Annotated in this window: 16 protein-coding genes; 7 read left to right on the forward strand and 9 right to left on the reverse strand. The window is 72.8% G+C overall.

Features of this window, described 5'->3' with window-relative positions; translation table 11 throughout:
- The first annotated feature begins 15 nt into the window (after positions 1-15).
- A complete protein-coding gene (locus BLV76_RS16305) occupies positions 16-1794 on the forward strand; it encodes a M1 family metallopeptidase (RefSeq protein ID WP_090970283.1) in 1779 nt (592 codons plus the stop codon).
- Between the two features lie 7 nt (positions 1795-1801).
- Here BLV76_RS16305 and BLV76_RS16310 read toward each other — a convergent pair whose 3' ends face one another.
- Positions 1802-3487 (reverse strand): CHAP domain-containing protein, encoded by a 1686-nt coding sequence (locus tag BLV76_RS16310; RefSeq protein ID WP_090970285.1) that lies wholly within the window; start codon positions 3485-3487, stop codon positions 1802-1804.
- Positions 3488-3955: 468 nt separating this feature from the next.
- Between BLV76_RS16310 and BLV76_RS16315 the strand changes: the two genes are divergently transcribed.
- A complete protein-coding gene (locus BLV76_RS16315; protein WP_090970287.1) occupies positions 3956-4399 on the forward strand; it encodes a PA2169 family four-helix-bundle protein in 444 nt (147 codons plus the stop codon).
- A 16-nt stretch (positions 4400-4415) separates the two neighbouring features.
- Here the strand turns inward: BLV76_RS16315 and BLV76_RS16320 are convergent, their stop codons facing one another.
- The 7 genes from BLV76_RS16320 to BLV76_RS16350 form a co-directional block, all read right to left on the reverse strand.
- Complete coding sequence (locus tag BLV76_RS16320) at positions 4416-5114, reverse strand: glycosyltransferase family 2 protein (protein ID WP_090970289.1); 699 nt, start codon at positions 5112-5114, stop codon at positions 4416-4418.
- The gene (locus tag BLV76_RS16325) at positions 5111-6430 is read right to left on the reverse strand and encodes a bifunctional PIG-L family deacetylase/class I SAM-dependent methyltransferase (RefSeq protein ID WP_175539706.1); all 1320 of its coding nucleotides are present in this window, start codon (positions 6428-6430) and stop codon (positions 5111-5113) included. The genes BLV76_RS16320 and BLV76_RS16325 overlap by 4 nt, the downstream gene beginning before the upstream one ends.
- Positions 6427-7461, reverse strand: a complete 1035-nt coding sequence (locus BLV76_RS16330) for an acyl-CoA/acyl-ACP dehydrogenase (protein WP_090970293.1) — start codon at positions 7459-7461, stop codon at positions 6427-6429. The genes BLV76_RS16325 and BLV76_RS16330 overlap by 4 nt, the downstream gene beginning before the upstream one ends.
- Positions 7454-9532 (reverse strand): catalase, encoded by a 2079-nt coding sequence (locus tag BLV76_RS16335; protein ID WP_090970295.1) that lies wholly within the window; start codon positions 9530-9532, stop codon positions 7454-7456. The genes BLV76_RS16330 and BLV76_RS16335 overlap by 8 nt, the downstream gene beginning before the upstream one ends.
- A 131-nt stretch (positions 9533-9663) precedes the next feature.
- Positions 9664-11262, reverse strand: coding sequence for a phytoene desaturase family protein (locus tag BLV76_RS16340; RefSeq protein ID WP_090970298.1), 1599 nt, complete (start codon positions 11260-11262; stop codon positions 9664-9666).
- 1 nt (position 11263) lies between these two features.
- A complete protein-coding gene (locus tag BLV76_RS16345; RefSeq protein WP_175539707.1) occupies positions 11264-12205 on the reverse strand; it encodes an SDR family NAD(P)-dependent oxidoreductase in 942 nt (313 codons plus the stop codon).
- Entirely contained in the window at positions 12202-12636 is a 435-nt protein-coding gene (locus tag BLV76_RS16350; RefSeq protein WP_090970301.1) for an SRPBCC family protein, read from the reverse strand. The genes BLV76_RS16345 and BLV76_RS16350 overlap by 4 nt, the downstream gene beginning before the upstream one ends.
- A 137-nt stretch (positions 12637-12773) precedes the next feature.
- Between BLV76_RS16350 and BLV76_RS16355 the strand changes: the two genes are divergently transcribed.
- Positions 12774-13958, forward strand: a complete 1185-nt coding sequence (locus tag BLV76_RS16355; protein ID WP_090970303.1) for a zinc-dependent alcohol dehydrogenase — start codon at positions 12774-12776, stop codon at positions 13956-13958.
- Between the two features lie 20 nt (positions 13959-13978).
- On the opposite strand, the gene BLV76_RS16360 is transcribed toward BLV76_RS16355, so the two are convergent.
- A complete protein-coding gene (locus BLV76_RS16360; protein ID WP_090970305.1) occupies positions 13979-14842 on the reverse strand; it encodes a MerR family transcriptional regulator in 864 nt (287 codons plus the stop codon).
- A gap of 137 nt (positions 14843-14979) precedes the next feature.
- Between BLV76_RS16360 and BLV76_RS16365 the strand changes: the two genes are divergently transcribed.
- The 4 genes from BLV76_RS16365 (at position 14980) to BLV76_RS16380 (ending at position 18692) form a co-directional block, all read left to right on the forward strand.
- Positions 14980-16272: an ABC transporter substrate-binding protein gene (locus tag BLV76_RS16365; protein ID WP_090970307.1), complete on the forward strand. Its 1293-nt coding sequence runs from the start codon at positions 14980-14982 to the stop codon at positions 16270-16272.
- The gene (locus tag BLV76_RS16370; RefSeq protein WP_090970310.1) at positions 16269-17144 is read left to right on the forward strand and encodes a carbohydrate ABC transporter permease; all 876 of its coding nucleotides are present in this window, start codon (positions 16269-16271) and stop codon (positions 17142-17144) included. Before BLV76_RS16365 ends, BLV76_RS16370 begins: the two co-directional genes overlap by 4 nt.
- Positions 17144-17947: a carbohydrate ABC transporter permease gene (locus BLV76_RS16375; RefSeq protein ID WP_090970312.1), complete on the forward strand. Its 804-nt coding sequence runs from the start codon at positions 17144-17146 to the stop codon at positions 17945-17947. Before BLV76_RS16370 ends, BLV76_RS16375 begins: the two co-directional genes overlap by 1 nt.
- A 73-nt stretch (positions 17948-18020) precedes the next feature.
- On the forward strand, positions 18021-18692 hold the full coding sequence (locus BLV76_RS16380) for a helix-turn-helix transcriptional regulator (RefSeq protein WP_090970313.1): 672 nt from the start codon (positions 18021-18023) through the stop codon (positions 18690-18692).
- The last annotated feature ends 4 nt before the right edge of the window (positions 18693-18696 follow it).

An 18696-nucleotide genomic window follows, 5' to 3' on the forward strand; every position in this document is an offset into this window, starting at 1 on the left:
GGCTAGGGTCCTCGCGTGGATCCCCGACCGCACGACCCGCACTCCTGTTCCCGTCCCGACGAGGTGGCCGTGCGCCACCTGTCGCTCGACCTGGACGTCGACCTGACGGCCCAGCGCCTGAGCGGGTCGGTGACGCTCAGCCTCGACCACCTCGTCCCTGGCGCGCCGCTGGTGCTCGACACCTGGCGGCTGGAGGTCGCGCGGGTCACCGGTGCCGACGGCGCCGACCTGCCCTTCACGATCGGCACGCACGACGACGTGGTCGGCAGCCCGCTGACCGTCGAGACCGGGGGAGCGGACCACGTCGTCGTCCACTACGCCACCGGGGCCGACGCCAACGCCCTGCAGTGGCTGGGGCCGGAGCAGACGTCGTCGGGCAAGCCGTTCCTGTTCACGCAGTCGCAGCCGATCCTCGCGCGCACCTGGATCCCCTGCCAGGACAGCCCCGGCGTGCGGACGACCTACGACGCGGACGTGCGCGTGCCGGGCGACCTGCTCGCGCTGATGAGCGCGGAGAACCCGACCTCTCGTGCCGAGGACGGCCGCTACCGGTTCACCATGCGCGAGCCCGTGCCGTCGTACCTCATCGCCCTGGCCGTCGGCGACCTCGAGCACCGTGACCTCGGCCCCCGCAGCGGCGTGTACGCCGAGCCGGGCGAGGTCGACGCGGCTGCGTGGGAGTTCGCCGACACCGAGCGCATGATCGACGCGGCCGAGCGGCTCTACGGCCCCTACCGGTGGGGCCGCTACGACCTGCTCGTGCTGCCGCCGAGCTTCCCCTACGGAGGCATGGAGAACCCGCGGCTCACCTTCGCCACGCCCACCGTCGTCGCCGGCGACCGGTCGCTGGTGTCCCTCGTGGCGCACGAGCTCGCGCACTCCTGGTCGGGCAACCTCGTCACCAACGCCACCTGGAACGACGTCTGGCTCAACGAGGGGTTCACGACCTACTTCGAGCGGCGCATCGACGAGGAGGTCTTCGGGGTCGACACGGCCGCGATGCTGCTGACCCTGGGGCGCCAGGAGCTCGACCGCGCGCTGGTGGGCGTGGACCCGCGCCAGACGTGGCTCGAGCAGGACGTCGTCGACCCCGACGACGGTCCGCCGCGGATCCCCTACGAGAAGGGCTCGCTCTTCCTGCGGATGCTCGAGACGGCCGTCGGACGCGACCGCTTCGACGCGTTCCTGCGCGACTACTTCGACCGCTTCGCCTTCACCACCATGGACACCGCCGGCTTCGTGGCGCACCTGACGGCCGAGCTGCTCGACCCTGCCGGCCTCACGGCGGACGACGTCCGGCTGGAGGAGTGGGTGCACGGACCGGGGGTGCCGGGCAACGAGCCGCCCACCACCTCAGCGGCCCTGGAGCAGGTGGACGCGCAGGTCGCGGCGCTGCTCGCGGGGTCCGGCGTCGCCGAGCTCGACACCGACGGCTGGGTCAGCCAGCAGTGGGTGCGGCTGGTGCGCGCGCTGCCGGACGACACCGACCACGCGGTCATGGCCGACCTCGACGCTGCGTTCGGCTTCACCGGGAGCGGCAACATCGAGGTCGCCACCAGCTGGTTCGAGAAGACCGTCCTCACGGGCTACGCGTTCCGCTCACCGGCCGTCGACGCCGGGCTGGAGGACCTGCTCACCCGGCACGGCCGTGCGCTCTACCTGCGCCACGTCTACGAGGCGCTTGCCTCGACCGACGCCGGCCGCGACCGCGCCACGGAGATCTACGCGCGCGCCCGACCGACGTACCACCCGGTGTCGCAGGCGGTCGTCGACCGGGTGCTCGGTCTGCGCTGACCCGCGGTCAGCGGCGGCGCGGGTCGACCCGGACGCTCGCCCGTGCGGTCGCCGCCTGCACCACGGTCGTGCCGGCGTACGTCACCAGCACCCGGTACCGACCCGCCTTGAGGCCGTGCACGACGAGGCGCTCCTTGCCCTTGGTCAGCTGGCCGGTGACCGTCTTGTCGCCGATCCGCACGGAGATCGCGCCGTCGGGTCGGGGTGCGCCGAGCGCCTTCACGCGCAGGTCGACCGTGACGAGGTTCTTCCTGGACCGTGCCGTGGCCCGCACGACCGGGACAGTGGTGACCGGCGCGGCCGCGACGTTCTCGACCGCGTCGCGGAAGCTGGGGTTGCTCGAGGTGACCTGGACGGAGACGGTGCGGCCGAGGTCCGCGGCGCGGAGCGTGTAGCGCCGGTTCGTGGCCTTCGCGATCCGCTTGCCGTCGCGGAGCCAGACGTAGGACACCGTCCTGCTGGCCGGGCGCGCGGTCCCGGCCTTCGCGGTGAGCACCTGCCCCACCTCGGCCTTCCCGGACACCCTGCTGGGCTCGTTGATGCGGACCGCCTTGGCGAGGACCACGTCCGTCGCCGGCGCCATCGTCCGCGACTTGGCGTAGCCCTGGGCGCTCCCGGTCATGCGTGCGCTGATGCGGGCGCCGACCTGGGCGCGGCCGAGCACGAGGGTCGGGCCGGTGGCGCCCTCCAGCGGCGCCCCGTCGACGTACCACTGCGTGACGGCCTTCGTCGGCTGCGGCGACCACGCGGCGGGCGCGAGGTTGAGGGTCTGCCCGACCTCTGGGGTGCCCTGGATCGCCGGGAGGGTCGTGGGCTGGAGCGTGCCGGGCGCCACTGGCGCCGTCGTCAGGGTGGCCTGGCCGGCGGCGTAGCCGTCCAGCGTGGCCGTCACGGACGCGGTGAGGGTCTTGCCCTTCACGTCGGGCGTCGGCACGTAGGTCGGCGCAGTGGCGCCCGCGATGGGGGCACCGTCGGCGGACCACTGGACGCTCACCGCGGTGGGCGCGGGCGTCCAGGCTCCGGTGGCGACCTCCAGCGGTGCGCCGACCATGGGCGTGCCGGTGATCGTGGGCGCCGTGGTCTGCTCGACGACCTGGTCGTTGAAGTGGATGAAGCCGCTCGGCCAGCCCGACGAGGTGGTGGCGCGGCGCCAGTGGAAGTCGCCGCCCCAGTAGTCCTCCGAGACGATGATCTCGGTGGGGGAGATGACCTGCTCGACGTAGGCGACGTGCCCGGACGACCCGGCGGGCGACCGGCCGGCCTTGTACCAGGCGATCGCCCCGACGCGCGGCGTCTGGTCGGTGATCGACGCCATCGCGACGCCCCAGACCTCGGCGTTGCCGTTGCCGCTCCACGGGCGCTGGTCGGGCATGCCGTTCTGGATCAGCCGGTAGGCGATGTAGTTCGTGCAGTTGTGACCGGCGAACATCTTCCAGTACTGCTTGTTGTTGACCCTGCTGTAGCCGCCGTTGCCGTAGCCGGCGTCCTGGCAGCCGGAGTAGCCGGAGCAGAGGTACGACGACGCCACCGGCTGGGTGACCGCGGTGCTCGGCAGGACCGTGACGACGAGCGCGATGCTCCCGACGACCAGCGCAGCGAGTCGCCGCACGCGTCCGACCGCGACGACGAGGCGCGAGGCGACGTCGCCTCGGACGCGGTGTGACGGGTGTGACTGCTGCGACTGGTGATGCACGAGACGACACCCTATGAGCGGATAGTCAAGCCCGCCACGCCGTTGGGATAAGAACAATTGTGTAATTCGACGACGGCGTGGCGGCGTCGTCCGCCCTCGCCCCCGCGGAGGGCGGACGACCTGGCAGTGCCTCCCGCACGCGAGCCCGGCACTGTCACCTGTTCAACGTCACCTGCACGCGCGGGTCACGGACGTCGCGAGGCTCCTGCGCGACCATCCGGTGGTCTGCGCCCGCGGGGGCCGCTGGCCCGCCCGGCCTGTGGACTGCGTGAGCCCGAGACCCGGCCGGGCGCGCCAGCGGTTTCCCGACAACAGTGATACACGTGGTGCACCTGGGACGGCTGCCCCCACAGGGGTGAGTGCGTCGTCCGGTCCCGGGCAGTGGGCGGGGCCGGGCATCCCCACGGGTGGTTCGCTGCGGTGGTGAGTCGGCGACGGTGGGACGACACACCCAACAGAGGAGCGCACATGTCTGATGACGCCAAGGCGGCCAAGGAACTGGTCGAGACGCTGAAGGACGGCGAGCGGGGCTTCGCCGACGCTGCCGAGAAGCTCGGCGACGGTGAGCACTCCGCGTGGGCCACGACCCTGGCACGCCTGTCCGAGCAGCGCGCGGGCTTCTGGCGCGAGATCGTGGACCTGGGCCACGACTACGGCGACGACGTCGACGAGAGCGGCAGCGTCGCCGCGGCCGTGCACCGAGGCTGGATCTCGCTCAAGGACGCGCTGACCGGCGACGACGCCGACGCGGTCCTCAAGGCGGTCTCGACCGGCGAGGACCACGCGGTGTCCGAGTACGAGGACGCCCTCAAGATGGACCTCAGCGCGGGCTTCCGCGAGGTCGTCGTGCGCCAGCAGGCGGCCGTCGTCGCCGCCCGCGACGAGGTCGCGGCACTGCGGAGCGCCAGCTAGCAGGTCGGGTGGGCCGTCACGTCGCTAGCTTGCCGAGGTAGCTCGCGAAGCCGCCGGAGACGCGACCGACGGCCCGCCCGGACGTCGTGACGGGGATGGCGCCCGTCGCGATCCATCCGATGCCGACCTCCTGCATCGCCGTCACCAGGTCGACGTCCTCGTGCAGCGGCAGCGGGGCGTACCCACCGACCGCCTCGTAGGCGGCCATCGCGAACCCGAGGTTCGCGCCGTGCACGTGCTCGTGGCCGTGCGCGCTGCTGTGCCGGGCGTGCCACGCGGCCAGTGCGTCCTCGGAGAGGTCCGCGGGCCGGGGCCGGACCGTCCCCACCACCAGGTCGAAGCCTGCTGCGGCCAGGCGCACCTGGGTGGTGAGCCAGCGCGGGGGCACGACGCTGTCGGCGTCGGTGTTGGCCAGCCAGAGGGTGCCGCCCGGCGAGCCGGCGGCCCACTCCGAGGCGGCCTCCACGGCTGCCGCACGTGCGCGGCCGACGCACCCGGCGGCCAGGGGCACCGCCGTCACACCAGGACGCCGCGCGACGACGTCGGCGGATCCGTCGCGGCAGGCGTCGAGTGCCACGAACACATGGACCGCTACGTCGGGGTGGTCGGCCCGGAGGTGGTCGATGGCGACGTCGATCGCGTCGAGGCAGCCGGGGAGCAGGGTCTCCTCGTCGCGGGCCGGGACCACGACGGCGACCTTGGCTGGTGTGCTCACGACGGTGCCGTCAGGACGTGCAGCAGGAAGTCGGGCTCCTGGTGCTCGACCAGGACGTCGAGGCCGGTGGCAAGGAAGGCGTCGTGCACCGCCGGTCCGGCGAGCGGCCAGCCCACGGGTTGGTGGCGCCAGTGGCACAGCAGCAGGTGTCCTCCCGCTGCGAGGGCCGAGGTCGCGAGACGCACGACGTCGTCCAGCTGTCGCGGGCTGAGGAAGTAGCCCACCTCCGAGACCGACACCAGGTCGAAGCTCCCCTCGGGCCACTGGTCGGGCACGCGCGCTTGCCGCAGCTCGACGTGCGGGAGGGACGACGTACGTTCGCGGGCGAGGTCGAGCGCGGTGGGACTGGCGTCGACGGCGAGCAGGTGGTCGCTGCGCCCGGCGAGGTCGAGCGCGAGCGCGCCGACGGAGCAGCCGACCTCGAGCGCCCGGGCGTAGGTCTCGCGGGGCAGGGACGCGACGGTGAGGGCCCTCTTGCGTCGCTCGTAGGAGGAGTCGACCTGCCACGGGTCCGGTCGCTCGTGGTGGACGAGGTCGAGCACGTCGTCGTCGACCGTGCCGGGCTCGGTGATGAAGACCTCGCCGTCGCCCTCGAAGTGGGCCAGCAGGTCGGCACCGAGCATGACCTCGTCGCCGGGCTGGTCTGACAGCGGCTGCACCTGGCTCACGTGGGCACCGACGGCGGCACGCTTGGCGTCCTGCATCGGTGCGTCGAGCGCGAGGCGTACGGCCTGCGACCACGGCAGGTCCTCCGCGCGGCCCCAGTGCCACAGCCAGACGGGGTACTCGAGCAGCTGCGCGTCCGTCCGGGCCGCGGCCAGGGCGGCGGCACGGCCCACGGCGTCGTGGTCGGGATGGCCGTCGTACCGCCACGGCGCGCAGAGCAGCACCTCGGCGCCGTCGGTCCCGATCGTCTCGACCAGGGACGCGACGAGCACGTCGACCTCGTCGGCGACCCCGCCGTCTGGCAGGTCGAGGCACCGCACGGTCGCGTCGGGAGCCAGCAGGGAGATCGCCGAGTCCAGCTCGGAGCGACGCCGCTCGCCGAGCACGGCGGTCGGGTGGGTGGGGGACCCGGGGTGCGAGGCCTCCCCGGCCGTGGCCGAGACCACCTCCACGGTCCACCCGGCGCGTGCAGCCGCGTGGATCAGGCCACCCGCGCCCAGGGTCTCGTCGTCCGGATGTGCTCCGACGACCACCAGGCGACGTCGTCCGGCGGGCAGTCGCAGGGCGGGCAATGCGTCCCACTGGGGCGACCCGGCCCACTCCGCGGCCGGGGTCCCCGGATGGTCGTGCCGGAAGGTCGGGCCGCTCACCACCCGGGCGCCCCTGGGCGGAGGAGCTCCTGGCCGAGGGCTGCCTGGTCGCGCTCCGCGTGCCACTGGCGGAGGTAGAGCTCCAGGTCGGCGACACGACGGGCGTGGTCCTCGTCGGTGGCCAGCGGTCCGGGACCGAGCCCGTGGGCGGCACGCTGCAGGACCTGCTCGGCCGCGTGGGCGACCACCTCGCGCACCCGCAGCGCGGCGCGCCAGCCGTCCGAGCCCGTGAGCACGCCCGCGTCGGTGGCCGAGGCCGCCTGCTCGAGCGTGCACCGTGCCGCGTGCAGCACGGTGTCCACGGCGCCGAGGTGCATCAGGGCGACCTGGTCGGGCGTACGCGCCATCGCCGCGCGCCGCATGCGTCGGGCGATGCCGACGGCGCCGCCGAACCAGACCGCGGCCACCCCGATCCCGCCCCACGCGAAGCCGGGCCGCTCGAGGTACCAGTCGGGCTCCCCGACCTTCCTCGCGGTCGCGCCGGCGAAGTCGACCGGACCGGAGTCCACGGCGACGAGGCCGCGCGCCACCCACGTGCCGGGGACGACCCGGACGCCGGGCTGCCGGAGGTCGACGCTGAAGAGCTGGCGTCGGTCACCGACCCACGCGCTGACCAGCGCCCGGTCCAGCACCCCGGCCAGTGAGCACCAGTGTTTGCGGCCGTCGAGCTGGTGGACCCACCCGTCGGGCGAGGCCCGGAGCGGCTCGCCGGGTCCCTCGGCCGCGAACACGCCGTAGGCCCCGGCCTCGGGGCTCTCGTGTGCCTGGCCGAGGATCGCCAGGGCGTCGAGGTGCGGCTCCAGGACCCGCGCCACGGTGAGGTCCGCAGCGGCGACGGATGCCAGCGCCGACCACAGGTGCGCGGTGCGTCCGTCGCCCGGCACCGGCAGGCGCGCACCGGCATCGAGGGCGACCTTGAGGGCCGAGTCCACGTCGGCGGCGGACTCGACGGCACGCTCGTGCAGGTCGGCGAGCTCCACCTGCTCGAGGTCCGTGCGGCCCCCGACCAGGACCGGTCCCGCGTCAGGCACGGATGTCGCGATCCCAGAACCGGAGCGACGCGCACAGGCCCACGAAGGCATCGGCGTCGCCCGCGGTGGCCAGGTCGAGGAAGCCGGCATCGGGCTCGACCCCGGCCTTCGCCACCAGCGGGGCGGCTGCCGGCCCGGTCCCGATGAGCTTGCAGTGCGCGAAGGCGTCGCTGACGAAGTCCTGGGCGCTCGCACGGCCCGCGAGGTCGGCGGCGCCGTCGGCCGACGGCAGCAGCGCCACCGCGTCGAAGAGGACCGAGGGCCCGCCGTCGATCGCGTGGTGCGGGGTGATCGTGCCGCCGCCCTTGAGCTTGACGGGCCCGATCGCCGGCGCGACGTACTCCACCACCGCCCCTGCTCCCTCGAAGGCCGCGGTGACGGCCTGCACGAGCGCCTTGTCGCTGCCGTCGGTGACGAGCACGCCGAGCTTGCGACCGGCGAAGGAGTCGGGACCGTTGAGCTGGATGCTCAGGGCGGCCGATGCGGGCAGGTCGGTGCGCGTGGCGACGACCGCCTCGGCGGCGTCGGGCAGCGGCATCGCGAGCTCGTCGGCCACGGACTGCGCGAGGTCGTCGTGCACGTTGCGCAGGTTGGCGAGCACCCGGGTGCGGATGCGCGGGTCCTCCACCTTGGCGAGCTCGAAGGCGAAGGCGCTGACGACGTGCTGCTGCTCGACGTCGGTCTGGCTGATGAAGAACTGGCGTGCCTGGCTGTAGTGGTCGGCGAACGACTCGGCCCGCAGGCGGCGGGTCGGGCCCTGCTCCTCCCGGGCGATGCTCTGGTAGCCGTGGACGACGTCGGCCCGCGGTCCGCGGTCGTCGCCGGTCAGCGAGTTGGGCTCGTAGGTCCCGCGTCCGAGCTGCGGGTCGGTCTGCATGTGGCCGTCACGCTGGAAGTGCCTGACCGGGCACCGCGGGGCGTTGACCGGGAGCTGGGTGAAGTTGGTGCTGCCGAGCCGCTTGAGCTGGGTGTCGAGGTAGGAGAAGTTGCGTCCCTGCAGCAGCGGGTCGTTGGTGAAGTCGATGCCAGGGATGACGTTGTGGGTGCCGAACGCCACCTGCTCGTTCTCCGCGAACATGTTGTCCACGACCCGGTCGAGGGTCAGCCGGGCGATGACGCGGACCGGCAGCACCTCCTCGGGGATGAGCTTGGTGGAGTCCAGGACGTCGAAGTCGAAGTCGTCGGCGAAGGCCTCGTCGAAGACCTGGACGCCGAGGTCCCACTGCGGGAAGTCGCCGCTCTCGATCGCGGCGAACAGGTCGCGACGGTGGAAGTCCGGGTCGGCGCCGTTGATCTTGAGCGCCTCGTTCCAGACCACCGACTGCAGGCCCTGGCGCGGCTTCCAGTGGAACTTCACGAAGGTGTCGTCGCCGTCGGCGTTGACGAAGCGGTAGGTGTGGACGCCGAAGCCCTCCATGAAGCGGAACGAGCGCGGGATCGTCCGGTCGCTCATCTGCCAGAGCAGCATGTGGGTGGACTCGGGCATCAGGGACACGAAGTCCCAGAAGGTGTCGTGGGCCGACTGCGCCTGCGGCCAGCCACGGTCCTGCTCCTCCTTGACCGCGTGCACGAGGTCGGGGAACTTCGTCGCGTCCTGGATGAAGAAGACCGGGATGTTGTTGCCGACCAGGTCCCAGTTGCCCTCGTCGGTGTACATCTTCACCGCGAACCCGCGCACGTCACGGGCGAGGTCCGCGGAGCCGAGGTTGCCCGCGACGGTCGAGAAGCGCACGAACGCCTCGGTCTCCTTGCCCTTGCGCTGGAAGGGCGCCGCCCGGGTCAGGTCGGGGATCGCGTCGAGGCACTCCAGCGTCCCGTGGGCGCTGTAGCCGCGGGCGTGCACCACGCGCTCCGGGATCCGCTCGTGGTCGAAGTGGAACATCTTGTCGCGGAAGGCGAAGTCCTCGAGGAGCGTCGGCCCCCGGTCGCCCACCTTCAGCGAGTTCTGCCCGTCCCCCAGTGGGGTGCCGGTGGCGGTCGTCAGGCGCTCGCCGCGCTTCACGCCCTGGTGGAGCTCGTCGCCTGCTCCCCGGTGGTCCGGTGTCGTGCTGGTCGGTCGCTTGCTCGCCATGGCGTGTCCCCAAGAGTCGTCGGCGCTGGATCGCGCTGGATCTTCGACGCTAGGTCGGCGCCCACGGCACGGTCACCTCCCAATGGGCATGGGGGGAGCGCGACGTCACCCCTCGGGGTCTGCACGCGGCGTCACACCGGGCGGGAGGACCGCCACGGCACCCACCGGTCGACCCGGTCGTGGGCGATCGCGGCCCGCGCGGCGTTGTCGCCGCACGCGCCGTGGACGCCGCCACCCGGGTGCGCCGACGCCGAGCCGAGGTAGAGGCCGCGCACCGGCGTCTCCGCGCGTCCCAGGCCGGGGACGGGACGGAAGACCAGCTGCTGGTGCAGCTGGGCCGTCCCGCCGTTGAGCGCACCGCCGGCGAGGTTGGCGTCGCGCTCCTCGAGCTCGCGGGGCCCGAGCACGCGGCGGGCCAGCACCCGCGCGCCGAACCCGGGTGCGACCTCCTCCAGCCGTGCCTGCATGCGGTCGGCGTAGCGCTCGCAGTCGTCGCGGTCCCACGTGCCCGTGATCCCGCCGTCGCCGGCATCGTGCCGGGTGCGCTGGGGCACGTGGGAGTAGGCCCAGAACGACTCGGTCCCGGCGGGGGAGCGGTCGGGATCGGCGGTGGTCATCTGTCCGGTGAGCATGAAGGGACGCGCAGGCACCACCCCGGAGCCGACCTGGGACAGCGCGAGCCCCATGTCGTCCACGTCGTCGGCGATGTGGACCGTGCCGCTGCGCAGGGCCGGTCCGTCGGTCCACGGGACCTCGTCGGCGAGCGCCCAGTCGACCTTGACCGTGCCGGGATCGAGCTCGAACCTCCGGAGGGACCGCAGGACGCGGTCGGGCACCGCCGACGGGTCGAGCAACCGGGTGTAGAGGGCCGGCGCGAGGACGTCCGCGACGACGGCGCGGAGCGCGCGGTGGCCCTCGCCGTCGGCGGTGACCACCGTGTGGGCACGCCCGTTCCGCACCCGGATCTCCGTCACCTCCGCGTCGGTGCGGATGGTGCCCCCGTTGGCGGTGAAGCGGCGCGCGAGCGAGCCGGTCAGCTCGCCGGCACCGCCCCGAGGCACCGGGAAGCCGACGGTCTGGCCCATCATCGCGAGGAGCAGCCCCATCAGCCCGGAGCCGGGTGCGTCGAGGGGGATGTCGGCGTGCCCGGCGTTGCCGGCGAGCAGGACCCGCGCGGCCTCCCCGCCGAAGCGCTCGCGGGTGAGGTCGGCCACCGGCGTCAGCAGGGTCCGCACCATGTCGAGGCCGCCCACGTGCCGGAGCGCCCCGAGCAGCGCGACCCCGCTGCGGACCGGGGGGAAGGGCGTGAGCAGGGCCCCGATCAGGTGCGGGCCGACCCGGTCCCACTCGGCGCACAGGTCGAGCCATGACTCGCCGTCGCCGGCGTGGAGCGCGTCGAGGCCGGCTGCGGTCTTCGCGCGGTCGCGGTGCAGCACCGCCCAGCTGCTGTCGCGGAGCGGGTGGCCCAGGACGGACGGCGCGTGGCACCACTCGAGCCCGTGGTCCTCGAGACCGAACGAGGCGATCGTCGGCGACGACGCGGCGAGGGGGTAGAAGGCGCTGAACGTGTCGTGGACGAAGTCGGGGTGCACCTCGCGGTCGCTGCGGACGGCGCCGCCGACCGTCGGTTGCGCCTCGAGCAGCAGGACCGACCAGCCCGCGTCGAGCAGGCGGTTGGCGGCGACCAGCCCGTTGGGCCCGGCGCCCACGACCACGGCGTCCCAGCTCATGTCACCGTCCTCCGCGCCCGCGACGGACGAGCTCCCGCACGTTGCGCGCCGCGCCGAGGAGGGCGTTGCCCTGGTCGCCCCGCAGCCGGTTGAGGGCCTGGTGGGGCGTGAGCACGTTGCCGGGGCCGTGCTCCACCGGCGCGACCAGGTCCTGCGCGATCACGCGGAACAGCGGCTCCACGAGGCGATCGTAGGCCCACGGCACCGCGGTGAAGCCGAACCGGATGACGTCGTTGGCGGCGCCGACCTGGCTCGGCAGCCACGGGTGGTCCGCCACGGCGAGCGTCCGCGCCGCGACCCGCTCGGGGGAGACGACGGGGAAGGGCGGGCGGCCCACCGAGTCGCCGTACGTCGCCGCCTGCCGGTAGATCGGCGTGTCCACGCCGCCGGGGGCGACGTAGCCGAAGCGGACGCCCGGGCGGTCGCGGTTGTCCACCCGCAGCTGGCGGGCGAGCGCCCGCACGCCCCACTTGCTGAGGACGTAGGCCGACATGTCGGGCACTGCGATGTGGCCGATGAGCGAGCCGACCAGCACGAGGCTGCCGTCGCCCTGGTCGCGCAGGACCGGCACGACGTGGCGGGCGAGGTTGGCCGAGCCGTGCAGGTTCGTCGACAGCACGCCGTCGAAGACCTCGGTCGGCACGTCCTGGATCCGGCCGTAGGCGACCACGCCCGCGCAGCCGACGACCGTGTCGAGCCGGCCGTGGCGCGCCACGGCGGCCCGGACCGCCTCGCGCACGGCGTCGTCGTCCGCCACGTCGACCGGCAGCACGAGCGTGCTCGCAGCGCCGAGTCCGTGGCAGGCGTCGGCCACCCGGTCGAGGCTCTCGCGCCCACGGGCCAGCAGCACGACGTGGTCGCCACGCGCTGACGCCCGGCGCGCAGTCGCCTCTCCGATGCCGCTCGAGGCACCGGTCACCAGGACGACGCGGGGGCTGCTCACTTCCGGTGCTCGGCGACGAGGGCGAGCCGGCGCAACGTCTCGGTGTTGCGCCACTTCAGGCTCGGCGCCACGAGCGGCCGCGGCACCAGCGCGCCGGGCCCCGAGACGGGTTCCTCGGTGATGCGGACCTCGGTCTCGACGCCCACGGAGTCGAGGCGGAGGTGCACCTGGGCCTCGCCGACCGGCCACGCCCGGGCGCGCAGCGTGATCGAACGACCGGGGGTCGCGTCCAGCACCTCGGTCTCGTCGTCGAGGAGCAGCGGCCAGCTGCCCACGGAGTGGTAGAGCTTGCTCCCGGCCGTCGGCCAGGAGTCGTCGACGTCCCGCATCCGGGCGGCGCCGACGACCCACAGCGGGTAGAGCCATCCGTCGGCGATCACGCTCCAGACCTGTTCCGGCGTGGCGTGGACGAGGCGGGTGTTCTCGGTCATGACGTGGTCCTGACGTAGCGGGACCCACCACGCTAACGAGCCCGTCACCACCACCCACCACCCCGAAGGTCGTGCGGTGCCGGCGGCAGCCCCGTGGGGTGGTGCGTCGTTGCGGCCACGGTGCCTACGTTCGACAGATGAAGGCACTCACCTGGCAAGGACTGAACGACGTCGCGGTCAAGGAGGTGCCCGACCCACGCATCGAGCAGCCCACGGACGCCGTGGTCCGGGTGACCTCCACCGCCATCTGCGGGTCCGACCTCCACCTCTACGGCGTCCTCGCGCCCTACCTCACGCCGGGCGACGTCCTGGGCCACGAGTTCATGGGCATCGTCGAGGAGGTCGGCAGCGCGGTGGGCAACCTCGCCGTCGGCGACCGGGTCGTGGTGCCGTTCAACATCTCGTGCGGCCACTGCTGGATGTGCAGTCGCGGCCTCTTCGCGCAGTGCGAGACGACGCAGAACGTCGACCAGGGCAAGGGCGCGAGCCTGTTCGGCTACACGAGCCTCTACGGCGCCGTGCCCGGTGGCCAGGCCGAGCGCGTCCGGGTGCCGCACGCGGACTTCGGGCCGATCAAGGTGCCGCACGAGGGCGAGGACGAGCGCTACCTCTACCTCTCCGACATCCTGCCGACCGCCTGGCAGGGAGTGGACTACGCCGACGTCCCTGAGGGCGGGTCGCTCGTCGTCCTCGGCCTGGGACCGGTGGGCCAGCTCGCCGTGCGGGCGGCGAAGCACCGGGGCATCGACCACGTGATCGCCGTCGACCTCGTCCCCGAGCGGCTCGCCGCCGCCGCGACGGCCGGCGCGACCACCATCGACCTCAGCGCGGTCGACGACGTGGCGGACGCGGTGCGTGACCTGACCGACGGCCGCGGCGCCGACGGCGTGCTCGAGGCCGTGGGCATGGAGGCGCACGGCAACCCGATCGCCGGTGCGGCCATCAGCGCGGCGAGCCGGCTGCCGAAGGTCGTGGCCCGGGCCGCCATCGAGAAGGTCGGCATCGACCGCCTCGACGCTCTGCTGACCGCCTTCGAGGCCGTGCGCCGCGGCGGCACGGTGTCGATCAGCGGCGTCTACGGCGGCATGGCCGACCCGATGCCGATGATGACGATGTTCGACAAGGGCCTGACGCTGCGCATGGGCCAGTGCCACGTCAAGCAGTGGACCGACGACCTGCTCGACATCGTCTCGCAGGACGACGACGTCCTCGGGCTGGAGTCGCTGGCCACCCACCGGGCACCGCTCGACGCGGCACCCGAGCTCTACCGCACGTTCCGCGACAAGGCGGAGGGCTGCCTCAAGGTCGTGCTGAAGCCCTGAGGCCCTGAAGTCCTGACCGGCTAGGAGTCGGCGTACGTCGCGAAGCGCCGCAGCAGGGACGCCGAGCGGCGCGGGTCCTCCTCGGTGTCGACCAGGACGACGGGCGACGGCGCTGCGACCGGCGGCAGCCCGAGTCGCGCGGCGGTGTCGTGGCAGAAGCCGACGGCGTCCCACACCACGCGCGGCTCGAGGCTCAGCAGCGCCTCGAAACGCCGTGGTGCGCCACTGTCGGTGCGCGGCGGTTCCCAGGCGGACAGCACCACGCTCATCTGCCGGTCGGCGCAGACCAGGAACCACTCGTTGAGCATCGGTGAGTCCTGCGGCAGGGCGACGTGGGCGGGAGTCGCCCCCGGATCGGTCTCCGGGAAGTCCGAGAAGACGGTGGCGGAGCTCGCGGAGCGGGCGAGCTCGCGCCAGCGACGCCCGGCGAGCCGGAACGAGCGCCGGTCCTGGAAGCAGCCGAAGAGCTGCGGTCGGGTCGCATGGGCCAGGCACTCGTCCTCGATGGACCAGGTCAGGGCCTTCATGACCCTGATGCTCACGTTGATCGGGTCGACGTGGGGGTGCGAGGAGCGCAGGTCGGCGAACAGGGAGCGATGGCCCTCGTGGCCGGCCATGTCCGCCACCTCGATCGCGGCGCCCAGCGTGAGCCCGCTCTCCCGGGCCCTGTTCACCCGCCTGACGCGGGCGACGTCCGCGGCGTCGTAGCGCCGTTGGCCCCCGGTGGTCCGGACGGGTGCGGGGAACCCGAACCGCTGCTCCCACGAGCGCAGCGTCGTCGCCGCGACGCCTGATCGCGCCGCCAGCTCGCCGATGCTGAGCGACGGGCCGGGCGGGTCGTCGGGCGAGCGACCCTCTGCAGGGGTGAGGTGGTCGGTCGCCATGCGCTCGATGCTAGTGGTTGAAGACGATATGGAAGTATCGTCCGCAGAACTTCGCATACCTCGTGAAGTCGAGTGGGTGGGCGCGGCCTGTGCACGTCGCGACGGCACCCCGGACACCGATCCCCGGAAGGGCTCCCATGCACCTCTCACGCCGCCGACTGCTCGCCGCCTCCTCCGCCGCCGCCGGCGCCAGCGCGCTCGCGGGATGTGGGTTCACGCGGTCGAGCGACGACTCGTCCACCTCGGGGACGCTGACGTTCACCACCTGGGGGACCGAGAGCGAGCTCGCCGGGTTCCGCTCCGCCATCTCCTCGTTCGAGAAGGCCAGCTCCGGGGTCACGGTGAAGCTCAACGCCGTGCCCTACGAGCAGATGTTCACGAACATCGACGCGCAGATCCAGGCCGGCAACCCGCCCGACGTCTTCCGGGTCCCGTACTACTCCTTCGGCGCCTACGCCGGTGCGGGCCAGCTGCTCGACCTCAGCACGCACCTCGACAGCGGGTTCTCCGACCGGTTCACCCCGCAGGCGTGGGCCGCGGTGCAGAACAGCGGTTCCCCCTTCGGCGTGCCCCACCACACCGACACCTCGGTGATCCTCTACAACAAGGACGCCCTCGCGACGGCCGGCATCGACTCCGTGCCCACCTCGCTGGACGACGCCTGGTCGTGGGACGAGTTCGCCGACGTCGCCCGTCGGCTGCGGCGCGCGATGCCCGACGACACCTACCCCTTCGCCTACAACTGGCAGGGCAACGGCGTGACGCGATGGCTCAGCTGGCTCTTCGAGGCGGACGGGCGCTTCCTCGCCGAGGACCTCGTCACCCCGGCGATCGACTCCGACGCGGGCCGGGCGGCCGTCGAGTTCACGCAGGGCTTCTTCCGCGACCGCTTCGTCCCGCCGAACTCGTCGGTGAAGGCCACGACCTACGCCGCCGACCTCTGGTACGGCGAGACCGTGGCGATGACCTTCGGCGGGGCGTTCCTGGTGCCGGACACCGACGCGACCGTCGACTTCGACTGGGGGGCGACCTACGCGCCCCGCAACGTCCGGGCCGGGGGCGACTTCGGCGGCAACGCTCTCGTCGCGACCAAGGGCGCGGACCCGGAGCTCGTGTCGGCGTTCTTCGCCCACGTCACCGAGGCCGAGCAGATGCGGCAGTTCTGCGCGGGCGCCTCGCTCCTGCCCACGCGGGCCGACCTCGTCGAGGGCGGCATCGAGTTCGACGTGCGACCCGAGCTCTCGCCGGTGTTCGTCGGCCAGGCCAGCACCGTCCAGGCGCAGGACTCCGGACAGGTCGCCTCGCCGTCGATGGCCAGCATCATCACCGTCCTGCAGGACCAGCTCGAGGCCGCCTTCGTGGGTGACCAGAGCGTGGAGGCGACGATCCGCGGGCTCAGCACCGGCATCGGGGAGGCCACGGCCGGATGAGGAACGCGGCTCGCGTCGAGGCGCGCGCGGCGTACGCCTTCGTCGCGCCGACGGCACTCCTGCTGGGACTGTTCGTCTTCCTCCCGCTCGCCTGGGCGGTGGTGATCAGCCTCCAGCGCACCGACGGCTTCGGCCAGGGGGCATGGATCGGCCTCGACAACTACGCGCGGCTGCTCGGCGACGGCAGGTTCTGGCGCGCGACCGCCAACACCCTGGTGTTCACGGTGGTGGTCACGCCGCTGTCGATCGCGTTCGGGCTCGCGGCGGCGCTGCTGCTCAACTCGGCCCTGCCCGCGCGCCCGTTGTTCCGCACCGTGCTCATCCTGCCCATGGCGGTCTCCGGGGTGGCCACGGCGCTGATCGGGCTGCTGTTCTTCGACGAGAACACCGGCGTCCTCAACAGCGTCCTCGCCTCCCTAGGGCTGTCCGAGCCGGCCTGGCAGTCGGACGGACCGTGGGCCTTCGGGTCCGTGGTGCTCGTGACCCTGTGGTGGCGGGTCGGCTTCAACATGCTGATCTACCTCACCGCACTGCAGGGCACCGATCCCCAGCTGCACGAGTCGGCCATGCTCGACGGTGCCTCCTGGGGCCAGCGGCTGCGCCACGTCACCGTCCCGCAGCTGCGGCCGGCGACCTTCTTCCTCGTCATCATCAACGTCATCTACTCCTTCCAGGTCTTCGACCTGGTCTTCGTCCTCACCGGGGGCGGACCCCAGGACGCCACGTCCGTGCTCGTGACCTACGCCTACGAGCAGGGGTTCACCCAGCGGGACCAGGGCTACGCCGCTGCCGTGGGCATGGTGCTGCTGGTCGCCACCCTCGCCTTCACCGCGATCCAGTGGCGCCTCAACCACGGAAGGGACGGCGACTGATGAAGCTCGTCCGCACAGGGGCCGCCGTCGCCGTCGCGTTCGTGCTCGTGTTCCCCCTCTACTGGATGGTCGTGGTCGCGCTCTCGAGCCGGCGCGACCTGCTCGGCGGTCGGGTCGGCCTGGTGCCGGGCGACCTGACGACGGAGAACTTCCGGCGGGTGCTCGACGCCTTCCCGGTGTCGACCTGGTTCGTGAACTCCGTGGCCGTGTCCCTGTCGGTCGCCGTGCTGACGGTGGTCACCAACCTGCTGGCCGGCTACGCGTTCGCCCACCTGCGCTTCCGGGGCGCGAGCCCGCTCTTCGTGCTGGCGCTGGCCACGCTGGTGCTGCCGGTCCAGGTGATCATGGTGGCGCTGTTCCGGCTCGTCACCGAGATGCAGCTCTACGGCACCTACTGGGCCGTCATCCTCCCGACGTCGGCGTCCGCGCTGGGGATGTTCCTGGCCCGCCAGTGGTTCATCGGGATCCCGCGCGACCTGCTCGACGCAGCCCGGCTCGACGGGGCGGGTGAGTGGCGTACCTTCAGCCGCATCGTGCTGCCCAACGCCCGGCCGCTGGTCGCGGTGCTGTTCTTCATGAGCCTGCTGTCGTCGTGGAACGACTTCGCCTGGCCGTTGATCGCGTTGAAGGACAACGAGCTCTTCACCCTGCCGATCGGACTGCTCTACCTGCAGGGCCAGTACGGCCCCGACTACACGGCCACCATGGCCTACGCCCTGCTGAACGTCGCCCCGATGCTCGCGCTGTTCGTGGTCTTCCAGCGGTCGTTCGTCCAGGGCTTCACCTCCAGCGGGCTGCGTTGAGCGCCCGCCCTGCCTTCTCGGGACCGACCCCGAGCGCCGGTCCCCGACGCTCCGACGAAGGACGACCGGAACCATGCGCCTAGCCCTCCACAACCACGACGACCTCGTCGTCCTGGGACTCACCACGATGCTCGCTCGCCACGCCCCCGACATCGAGGTGGTCGACCACCGCACCCGCTCGACGCACCGGACGGACCTGGTGCTCGTCGAGCCCGCGCTCACCGCGGGCACGGGCGGCCCGGACCCGCTCGTCGAGCTGCTCGCGGACCAGGGCGCCCGCCGGGTGGCCGTGCTCACCGGCCTCTTCGAGCCGGGGCGGGCCGCCGCCTGCTTCGCCCGCGGGTACGCCGGCTACCTCTCCACACGCCTGCCCAGCCACGAGCTCGTCGACGCGCTCCGCGCCATCAACGACGGCCGCCGCGTCCTCGCGCCCCGGGACGCGAGCGCCGAGGGTGAGGGGTCCCCGGGGCGTGGCCACGGGCTCACCCGGCGCGAGACCGACGTCCTCGTCCTCATCGCCTCCGGGCTCAGCAACCGCGACATCGCCACCGAGCTCCACCTGAGCATCAACTCGGTCAAGTCCTACGTCCGCAGCGCCTACAACGCCATCGGCGTCGCCAGCCGCACCCAGGCGGTGCTGTGGACCATCACGCAGGGCCTCACGACCTCCGCAGCCGCCGCTTCCCGCACCGCCTCTCGCGAGCAGCTCCCGCCGGAGGGCTCGCGCGCGCGGGACGACACCTGACCTG

The sequence above is a fragment of the Nocardioides exalbidus genome (assembly GCF_900105585.1).
In the GTDB taxonomy this organism is placed as follows: Bacteria; Actinomycetota; Actinomycetes; order Propionibacteriales; family Nocardioidaceae; genus Nocardioides; species Nocardioides exalbidus.